Source organism: Promicromonospora kroppenstedtii DSM 19349 (assembly GCF_000515355.1).
Taxonomy (GTDB): domain Bacteria; phylum Actinomycetota; class Actinomycetes; order Actinomycetales; family Cellulomonadaceae; genus Promicromonospora; species Promicromonospora kroppenstedtii.
The window spans coordinates 14,265-24,014 of the sequence record NZ_KI911746.1 but is presented as its reverse complement, the minus strand read 5'-3'; the positions used below and the strand labels follow the sequence as shown (position 1 = coordinate 24,014).

Genomic DNA, 9,750 nt, shown 5'->3' with positions numbered 1-9,750 from the left:
GGCGGGCGCGGCGCGGTGGGGCGCCGTCGGGCCGCTCGGTGGGTGTGTGGTCGTGGGTCGAGAACATCGTCGCGCTCCTCGCGCTCGGCAGGTGTTCGGGCTGGTCCGGGGGCGTTTTTCCGGACGTGACCAGCCTGTCCGGCCGCGCGGTCGAGCACATCGTCCGCAGGCAGGCACTCCGTCTACGACCTTTGGCGGAGGCTGCTGGGGGCACCTTGCGACTTCTGGGGCGAAACCCACCTTCACGTGGATAGGCTCTGCGCCGTGATCACCTCGGAGATGGTGTCGATCCTGTCGGTGGGGCTGCCCGCGCTCGGTGCCGTGGTGTCGGCGTTCGCGGCGTTCCTGGGCGTGGTGCCCGGCACGGACCGCAAGCTGCACCGGCTCGTGACCATCCACCGGGACATGCCGGCGGGCGAGGGCAGGGACGCCCTGGAGGACTCGATCAACGAGCTCGCGGTCCGCGCCGCCCGCCGCGCGGTCGGCGGCCGCACCACCGCCAGGCAGCGGCCGCGCCGCAGGCTGGACGCCGGCAAGGTGATCGGCACGATCATGATCGTCGCGGTCGGCGGCGGTATCGCCTGGGTCTTCTGGTGGCTCGGGTCGCTGGCGCCGTGGCCGTTCCTGCAGTGGACGCTGTGGATCGTCGCGATCCTGGTGACCCTCTTCACGACGTTCGTCGCGACGCTCGACAACGTGTTCAAGGACGAGGACGGCGACAAGAAGGACCGGTCCGCGAAGGGTACGACGAAGGAAGCAGAAGAGCCGGCACCGGAGGATGCTCCGGCACCCGCTCCCGCCGACGGGATCTGAGTCCCGGGACGATCAGTTCTCCGGCGCAGCCAGTGCCTCCGGGCTGAGCGAGGCCCGCACGAGCGGGGTGTTGCCCCGCGGCGACTACATGCATCGGCATGGCGTGAGGAGGCGGGCAGCCTCGCCCAGCACACCACGGCGTGAGCCAGGCCACACGGCCCCCCGGTCACAACTTCCGGCCCCGCCGAGTCAATCCTTCGTTCGGCACCCCAGCCTGGAAGGAAACGTCATGACCTCAGCACTCGACACCCTCCGCCGCGACTTCGGCGGCGACATCATCGAGCCGGGCGCGGCCGACTACGAGTCGGTGGCGCGCTCGCGGCTCGTGGTCGGCAGTCCGGCCTACGTCCTGCGGCCCAAGTCCGTGGCCGACGTGCAGGCGGCCGTCCGCTTCGCGGCCGGCTCCGGGCTCGTGCTCTCGGTCCGCGGCGGCGGCCACAGCTTTCCCGGCTTCAGCACCAACGACGGCGGCATCGTCGTCGACCTGAGCCCGCTCGCGACCGTGGAGGTCGTCGACACCGAGCGGCACCTCGTGCGGATCGGCGGCGGCGCCCACTGGGGCGACGTCGCGGAGGCACTGGCGCCGCACGGCCTGGCGATCTCGTCGGGCGACACCAAGAGCGTCGGCGTCGGCGGGCTCACGCTGAGCGGCGGTATCGGCTGGAAGGTCCGCAGGTACGGCCTGGCCCTCGACAACCTGGTGGCCGCGCAGGTCGTCACCGCCGACGGCGCGGTCGTGACCGCGAGCGCCGACGAGCACCCCGACCTGTTCTGGGCGATCCGGGGCGGCGGCGGCAACTTCGGCGTCGTGACGTCGTTCGAGTTCGCGGCGCACCGGAGCACGCGCGTCTTCTTCGGCAAGGTGTCGTTCCCCGCGGGGGAGGCCGCCACCGTGCTCCAGGGCTGGGCGGACTACCTGCGCACGGCCCCGGAGGAGGTCACGTCCATCACCAACCTCGCCAACCCGCAGGCGGGCGGGCCGGAGGCCCCGGTGGAGGTGCACGTGGCGTTCGACGGCGACGACCCCGACGCCGCCGCGGCGGCGCTCGACCCGATCCGCCGGCTGGGGACGGTCATCGCGGACGACGTCGCGCTGATGGACTACGCGGACGTCCTGGTGGAGGGCGGCACGCCGCCGCCCGGCATCCACGTGATCGCGCACGACGGCCTCGTGGACCACGAGTCGGTCCAGGAGACCCTGCGGATCCTGGCCGAGGTCGGCACGTCGGCGGGTGCGCCGTCGATCGCGATCCGGAGCCTGGGCGGCGCGATGGCCCGGGTGCCCAGCGACGCCACCGCCTACGCCCACCGGGAGGCGGAGCTCATGGTCACGACCTTCACCGGAGGCCCGGCGCCGGTGATCGAGGCCGCCAGGCCGGTGCTCGACGGACTGTGGGGCCGGCTCGCTCCGCACCTCAGCGGTGCGTACGCGAACTTCCTCACGACGGCCGATGAGACCGACGTCACAGCCGTCTACCCGAAGCCGACCTACGAGCGGCTCGCGCGGGTCAAGGAGCAGTACGACCCGAGCAATCTCTTCGCCCGCAACCACAATGTGCGACCTGGACGGATGTCCTAGTCGGGACCTTCGGCCCGGTGGGCGCCGCCCGGATTCCGGGCGGCGCCCACCGTTTAGCGCAGGTCGGACATTACGGTCAATAGATCCACCGCCTGTCCGAGTCGTCCGTAACGCGATCGTGACTTTCGGGCCGAGGTTCGTTACCGTCGGTCCGGCTCGCGGGGAATTCCGTGGGCACTCGAGGTGGACGCCGAGCCCTGTCACCGCCGCGAGATCTGCTCTGAACAGATGACAGGGACGGGGGAACCAAGTACGTGGGCACCGCGAGGTGCCCTTGGGGTGAAGCCGCAACCAGCACGACGCGGCCGGGTCATTCTCCGATCCGAATCCGACAGCTCACCTCGTAGGCGCCGGGAGAAATGCTGTGAGTACACGCACGCCCGGGCGCCATCGTGCTGCCCACCCGCCCATCACCCCGCTGACCCCGTTCTCGCGTGCCGCGGCACGCGGAATCTCCGCGACCGCCCGCCGTGGCGCGGTCGTCGCAGCCGGATCGGGACTCCTCGTCTCGCTGCTCGCCGCACCGGCCCACGCCGCGCCGGCGGACGAGCCCCAGGCCACCACCGCCGAGCTCAAGGCCGTCAAGGACGCGGTGCGCGACGCCGCCCAGGAGTCGACCACCGCCGACGTGGCCACCGCCGCGCTGACCACCGCCAAGGTGGACACCGCCCCCGCCGTGAAGGTCGCCGCCGACAGCGAGTTCGCGCTGGAGACCGGCACCATCAAGGTGACGCCGGCCCCCGAGCCGGAACCCGAGCCCGAGCCCGAGCCGGAGCCGGAGCCCGTCGTCGAGGCGGAGCCCGCCAAGGCCGAGACGACGGCGGCCCCCGTCGCCGAGAAGACCGAGAAGAAGGCCGCGGCGCCGGCCGCCTCCTCCGGGTCCACGATCGTCGACATCGCCAGGCAGTACCTCGGCGTCCCCTACGTCTGGGGCGGCTCGACCCCCGCCGGGTTCGACTGCTCGGGCTTCACGTCCTACGTCTACGCCCAGATCGGCATCACCCTGCCGCACTCCTCGGCCGAGCAGCGCTACGCCGGCACCGAGGTCTCGGCCGCTGACGCGCAGCCGGGCGACATCATCTGGTCCCCGGGCCACGTCGCGATCTACGCCGGCAACGGCATGCAGATCGAGGCCCCGGTTCCCGGCCAGACCGTCCGGGAGTCCAAGGTCTGGCAGGACAGCCCGGTCTACCTCCGGATCAGCTGACGCCGCGGGTCGGCCCCGCCCGGCCCCGGCTCCCCACACGAAGGGCCCGCACCGTCTCGGTGCGGGCCCTTCGCGCGTCCCCCCACGACCCCACCCTCGCCCTGACGGGGCGGCGGGTGGCAGGATCGCCACCATGAGCTCACCCACGAGCGTCGAGACCAATGCCCTGAACACCATCGACGAGGCCGAGCGGCGCGGGTCGCCACGCAACCTGTTCTGGCCCTGGTTCGGCGCCAACGTCTCCGTGCTGGGACTCGGGTACGGCTCCTACCTGCTCGGGTTCGCCGTGTCGTTCTGGCAGGCCGTGGTCGTGGGCGTCGTCGGCATCGTGGTGTCCTTCCTGTTCTGCGGGTTCATCTCGCTGGCCGGCAAGCGCGGCTCGGCGCCCACCATGGTGCTGTCCCGGGCCGCGTTCGGCGTGCGGGGCAACAAGCTGCCCTCGCTGCTGTCGTGGATCCTCACGGTCGGCTGGGAGACGGTGCTCGTCGCCCTGGCCACCCTGGCGACGTCCACGGTGCTCGGCACGCTCGGCTGGGGCGGCGGCACGGTCACCAAGGTCGTGGCCCTGATCGTCGTGGCCGGGATCGTGGTGGTCGCCGGCGTCTTCGGGTTCGATCTCGTGATGCGGCTCCAGGTGGTCATCACGGTGCTGACCGCCGTGCTCACCGTCGTCTACATCATCCTGGTGGCCGACCACATCGACTGGGCGGCGGTCGCCGCGATCCCCGCGGGCAGCAGCCCGCAGGTGATCGGCGGGCTCGTGTTCATGATGACCGGCTTCGGGCTGGGCTGGGTCAACATGGCCGCCGACTACTCGCGCTACCTGCCGCGCTCCGCCTCCGGCCCCGGCATCGTCGGCTGGACCACGCTCGGCGCCTCGCTGGCCCCCGTCGTCCTGCTCGTGTTCGGCCTGCTGCTGGCCGGCTCCGACCCCGCGCTGAACGAGGCGATCGGCGCCGACCCGATCGGTGCCCTGTCCACGCTGCTGCCCACCTGGTTCCTCATCCCGTTCGCGGTGGTGGCACTGGCCGGGCTGATCGGCGGGGCCGCCCTCGACATCTACTCCTCCGGTCTCGCCCTGCTGTCCCTCGGCCTGCCCGCCCCGCGCTGGGTCGCGGCCGCCATCGACGGCGCGCTCATGGTCGTGGGCGCGATCTACGTGGTGTTCGTCGCCGACTCGTTCATCGGGCCCTTCCAGGGCTTCCTCATCACCCTCGGTGTCCCCGTCGCCGCCTGGTGCGGCGTGCTGCTCGCCGACATCCTGCTGCGCCGCCGCGACTACGCCGACGCCGACCTCTACGACCCGGCCGGCCGGTACGGGTCCGTGAACTGGCCCGCCGTGCTGCTCGTCGTGGTCGGCACCGGCATCGGCTGGGGGCTGGTGACCAACACCTACGCGCCCTGGCTGGCCTGGCAGGGCTACCTGCTGGGCCCCTTCGGCGGGGTGGAGGGGAACTGGGCGTTCGCCAACCTCGGTGTGCTGGTCGCCCTGGCTCTCGGCTTCCTCGGGACGCTCCTGCTGAGCGCCCGCGCGGTGCGGCGGCAGGAGGAGCGGTGAGCGCCGGCTCTGGTGCTCCCGGGGCGCAGGTCGGGGGCGGCGTCGGGCCGGATGCCGCCCTGGTCGTGATCGACATGCAGGACGTGTTCGCCGTCCCGCCCAACCCCTGGGCCTCCCCCGACTACCCGCGCGCCCTGGCCGGGACCCGGCGCCTGCTGCCCGAGTTCGTGGGCCGCACCGTCCTGACCCGCTACGTCGCCCCCGCCGTGCCCGACGGCGCCTGGCGCGCCTACTTCGACCAGTGGCCCTTCGCGCTCGTGCCCGACGACGACCCGCTCTACGAGATCACCGACCTCGCCGACGTCGTCGCCGGGGGCGCACCCGTCGTCACGCGCACCACGTTCGGCAAGTGGGGCCCGGAGCTCGCGGCCGCAACGCGTGACGCCGGCACGCTGGTGCTGGCGGGCGTGGCCACCGACTGCTGCGTCGTCTCGACGGCGCTCGCCGCCGCCGACGCCGGCCGCCGCGTGCTCGTGGTCGACGACGCCTGCGCGGGCTCGACGCCGGAGAACCACGAGCGCGCCCTGGAGATCATGCGGCTGTACGCGCCGCTGATCGAGGTGACGACGGCCGACGAGGTGCTGGCGGCCACCCCGAACTGACCATGCACCTGCTGCCAGGACCGCGGCCGTCCTGGCAGCAACCGCATGGTCGTCCACCACGAAGGAGACAGCTGTGACCCTGAGCAAGATCCGCGCCCGGTGGGAGCGCCACGACGAGCGATTCGCCCCGGTCCGCGGTGACACGTTCGCCGACGTGCTCTACGACGAGGGCAGCTGGCTCGAGGGCCCGGCCTACTCACCGGCGTGGCGCACCCTGCTGTTCAGCGACATCCCGAACGACCGGGTGCTCGCGTGGGACGAGGCCACGGGCGGCGTCGGCGTCTGGCGGAGCCCGGGCGGGTACGCCAACGGGCGCACCGTCGACCGCGCGGGCCGCATGCTCCAGTGCGAGCACGGCAGCCGGTCGGTGACGCGCACCGAGCCTGACGGAACCGTGACGATTCTCGCCGACCGCTGGGAGGGCAGGCGCCTGAACAGCCCGAACGACCTGGTCGAGCACAGCGGCGGGAGCGTGTGGTTCACGGACCCGACCTACGGGATCCAGAGCGACTACGAGGGCTTCGCCGCCGTCCCCGAGATCGGCGGCACCCACGTCTACCGCCGTGACCTCGACGGCTCGGTCACGCGGGTCACCGACGACTTCGCCGGCCCCAACGGTCTCGCCTTCTCCGCCGACGAGCGCACCCTCTACGTCGCCGACAGCGAGCGCAAGCACCTGCGGCGCTTCGACGTCGGCCCCGACCTCATGCTCTCAGGTGGCGAGGTGCTCGCCACGTGCGACGCCGGTACCTTCGACGGCGTCCGGGTCGACGACGGCGGCCGCATCTGGGCCGCCGCGCACGACGGCCTGCACTGCATCGACCCGGACGGCACCCTGCTGGGCAAGCTGCTGCTGCCCGAGGTCTGCTCCAACCTGACGTTCGGCGGGGCCAAGGGCAACGTGCTGTTCGTGACGGCGACCAACCTGCTGCTCTCGATCCGGGTCACGGTGCGGGGCGTGCGCTGACCTGGGTTCAGCCGCTCGGGCACAAAACGGGCGCCGACTTCAGTACCGTTGCGCCGGGAGGTGGTCCGGAGATGCTGAACGCCGAGTTCGCACGTGACCTCGTGTTCACCGCAGTGCTGTTCGGCCTGGTCACCTTCATGTGGGCGGGCTGGGCACAGGAGCGGCCGCCGGCCGGCGTCGTCTGGCGGGTAGTCCTCGGGGTGCTCAGCGCGGGCGGTCTCGCGCTGCTCGGCCTCGGGCTCCCGCCCCTGATCCGAAGCTGGGACGGCCCGACGGCGCTGGTCTCCGGGAGCACCGCGCTGATCGTCTACATCGTGGTGTTCTGGCTGGAGGTCGCGGTGATCGCCGGACTCGCGGTCTTCTACGCGCGCACCGGGCGGCAGCATCTCCTCGCGCCGACCGTGCTCATCGTGGTGGGCACCCATTTCGCGCCGCTGTCGTTCGTGTTCGAGCAGCCGATCATGCTGCTCGCGGCCGTGCTGATCACCGCGGCGGGGGTCGTGAGCCTGTTCCTGCCGCGGCAGGTCGCCGCGCCGAGCTTCTGGTGCGGCATCCTGGCCGCCCCGGTGTTCCTGGTGCTGGGAACGGTGTCGCTGGTCGCGGGGCAGGGGGCGCTCGGGGGCTGACGGGCGCCGTCCGACCCCTCAGCCCTCCGGGGTGACCGTCGTCGGGGTGCCGCCCGTGATGCGGACCAGCTCGGCGAACGTCGTCGGGAAGACGGTCTTGGCGTGGCCCGCCGCCGCCCACACCTCGTCGTGCGCGGCGAGGGCCGTGTCCACGTAGGTCGGCACCGGCGCAGGGTGGCCCACGGGCGCGACGCCGCCGATGACCTGGCCCGTCGCCTCCCTGACCTGCTCCTTCGACGCCCGGGTGATCGTCGCTCCGACCTGCTCCCCCAGCCAGGCCGTGTCAACGCGGTGCGCGCCCGAGGTGAGCACCAGGGTCGGCGTCCCGTCGAACAGGAACACGAGCGAGTTGGCGATCTGGCCCACGCCGATCCCGAGGGACTCGGCGGCCAGCGCGGCGGTCGTGGCGGCGTCGTCCAGCCAGCGGACCTGGCCGGTCGCGCCGGCCTCGGCGAGCGCGGCCGTGACCTTCTCGACGGCAGGGTGGATCGGGGACGGGACCTGGTTCGACATGGAAAAGATCCTAGGCACCCCGCCGACGCCCGCCCATTCATTTGGCCCGGCGCCGGAAGTGCGCTTCTACCCCGTCATTAGGCCCGAAACCGGATGGATTTCCGGGCCTAATGACGGGGTAGAAGCGCACATCGGTACAACGCCGACGCCGACGGTCAGCCCTCGAACTCGACCTCCGGGTAGGCCGCCGACGGACCGTCCAGGAGCGGGGCGTCCCGGCCGCGCAGGTGGCGGTCCAGGAACGCGCCGACGTACGCGGCAGTGATCTTGACGCCCCGCTCACCACCGACCGTGCCAGGCCCGCCGGGCAGCGGCACCCCGAGCTGGTCGAGGAACATCAGCTGATCGGTGAACGACCCGTGGTTCGCCGTCGGGACCTGCAGCCACTGGCCAGCGTCCAGCCGCGCAAAGTTGTCCGGCCAGTCCGTCCCGTCGCTCGCGCCCGCCTCGTGAGAGGCGCTGCCGAACATGAGGAACGGCCGGTCCAGACCTGCCTCGGGGAGGTCCACCTGGAACGTCCCGTCCATGTTCACCCCGGCGTCCACCCGCGGGTCCTCCGTGACCGCGAGAGCGGCGGCCGCCCCGCCGATCGAGTGTCCGACGACGGCGACGTGCCGCGCGTCGATCACCGGCGCGTGCCGCCAGAGCGGACCACTGGTGAGCTCGTCCAGCACGAAGCTGATGTCCGCCGAGCGCCCTCGTACCACCTGGGCCCCGAGCTCCGCGGTCTTCTCGCGCTCGCAGAGCAGGCACCCGGCGACCCGGCCGTCCGGGAACTCGACTACTCGCGCCTCGTACGTGTGGTCGACGCCGGCCACGACGTACCCGCGGGAGGCGAGGTCCTCGGCGAGCGCGGTGAGTGACTCGCGGCTGAGCCCCGCACCCGGCGAGAGCACCACGAGCGGTCGCCGCCCGGGCAGCGCGGGGGCGCGGTCGCGGGCGTGCGTCTCGACCGTCGTCAGGATTCCCGGCGACACCGGCAGGCCCGCGCTCTCGATGATCGCCGCGGACACCGCCTCCGTCGTGTACGGCGCGATGTCACCACGCGGTACCGCCGGGTACCAGAGCGACACCATCAGCTCGCGGCGCGCCTGCGGCACCCACGGGTCCGCACGGCCCTCGTCAACCAGGTGGACCGGCGTCACCCCGACGGGGAACCGGCCGGTCGGCTCGGGCAGGGCGAGCGCAGGTTCGGTCGGGTCGGACGGCGCATGGGCCGACGACGTGGCCGACGCCGCCCCCGTGAGCGCGATCGCGCTGGGGGCCACCAGCGCGGTGCACGCCACGAGGGCCGTGGCGGCAAAAGCGGATCTGACCAGGCGTTTAGGTGTCTGCATGCCCAGATTCTTTGCACGCCGTGCGGATCAGGTCGAGAGTCCCGCGCGGCTTCCAGGGACAAGCCCGGGAAGCCCCTGAATGGCCCACGCCGAAAAGCCGGGGTTGTCCTCTACGGGATGAAAAACGGCGGAATCACGGGCGCATGCACTCCTTCGCGTGCGATGCATTTCATCCTCAGCGATGCCCGATACCGAGGGCCCGTTACGTATGCTGGGCCCAACAAGACCGGGGCGGAATCGCCTTTCGCATGCCATTTCCGACAACAGTCGCGTGTCGTCCGAACGGCACATCCAACCCGCATCTCGCTGAGCGCAGTAGTCCCCCGGCTGCGCTTCCCAGGCATCGTCACGGGTGGAAAAACGCTGCGCTGAGGGGGTGGGTCGACGTGAGCGGTGAGGACGTCCAGGTCGACGACTGGGTGGTGCACCGCCCCAACGTCGTACGCTCCGTCGCGGCACGCGTGCCCGGCATCGACGCCGAGGAAGCCACCAGCCGCGCCCTGGAAAAAATGGTCCGCATCGTGTCCACCGGCGGCACCATCGACGAC

9 protein-coding genes and 1 riboswitch are annotated in these 9,750 nt (G+C 72.1%); of the genes, 7 read left to right on the top strand and 2 right to left on the bottom strand.

The window, feature by feature from the left end; all coding sequences use genetic code 11:
- Positions 1–264 precede the first annotated feature (264 nt).
- From PROKR_RS25320 to PROKR_RS25290, 7 genes are all read left to right on the top strand, one after another.
- Positions 265–813, top strand: a complete 549-nt coding sequence (locus tag PROKR_RS25320; RefSeq protein WP_036969247.1) for a hypothetical protein — start codon at positions 265–267, stop codon at positions 811–813.
- Positions 814–1,042: 229 nt separating this feature from the next.
- A complete protein-coding gene (locus PROKR_RS25315; protein ID WP_036969245.1) occupies positions 1,043–2,392 on the top strand; it encodes an FAD-binding oxidoreductase in 1,350 nt (449 codons plus the stop codon).
- A gap of 208 nt (positions 2,393–2,600) precedes the next feature.
- A riboswitch (cyclic di-AMP (ydaO/yuaA leader) is annotated at positions 2,601–2,756 on the top strand.
- A complete protein-coding gene (locus tag PROKR_RS25310; protein ID WP_036969244.1) occupies positions 2,757–3,599 on the top strand; it encodes a C40 family peptidase in 843 nt (280 codons plus the stop codon). It abuts the riboswitch before it with no gap.
- 133 nt (positions 3,600–3,732) lie between these two features.
- On the top strand, positions 3,733–5,157 hold the full coding sequence (locus PROKR_RS25305; protein WP_051433355.1) for a purine-cytosine permease family protein: 1,425 nt from the start codon (positions 3,733–3,735) through the stop codon (positions 5,155–5,157).
- Positions 5,154–5,759, top strand: a complete 606-nt coding sequence (locus PROKR_RS25300; RefSeq protein WP_211240238.1) for a cysteine hydrolase family protein — start codon at positions 5,154–5,156, stop codon at positions 5,757–5,759. Before PROKR_RS25305 ends, PROKR_RS25300 begins: the two co-directional genes overlap by 4 nt.
- Positions 5,760–5,832: 73 nt before the next feature.
- Positions 5,833–6,726 (top strand): SMP-30/gluconolactonase/LRE family protein, encoded by an 894-nt coding sequence (locus PROKR_RS25295; RefSeq protein ID WP_157602670.1) that lies wholly within the window; start codon positions 5,833–5,835, stop codon positions 6,724–6,726.
- Positions 6,727–6,797: 71 nt separating this feature from the next.
- Positions 6,798–7,352: a hypothetical protein gene (locus PROKR_RS25290; RefSeq protein ID WP_051433354.1), complete on the top strand. Its 555-nt coding sequence runs from the start codon at positions 6,798–6,800 to the stop codon at positions 7,350–7,352.
- A gap of 18 nt (positions 7,353–7,370) precedes the next feature.
- Here PROKR_RS25290 and PROKR_RS25285 read toward each other — a convergent pair whose 3' ends face one another.
- Positions 7,371–7,865: a YbaK/EbsC family protein gene (locus PROKR_RS25285; protein WP_051433353.1), complete on the bottom strand. Its 495-nt coding sequence runs from the start codon at positions 7,863–7,865 to the stop codon at positions 7,371–7,373.
- 155 nt (positions 7,866–8,020) lie between these two features.
- Positions 8,021–9,202 (bottom strand): alpha/beta hydrolase family protein, encoded by a 1,182-nt coding sequence (locus PROKR_RS25280; protein ID WP_157602669.1) that lies wholly within the window; start codon positions 9,200–9,202, stop codon positions 8,021–8,023.
- Between the last annotated feature and the right edge of the window lie 548 nt (positions 9,203–9,750).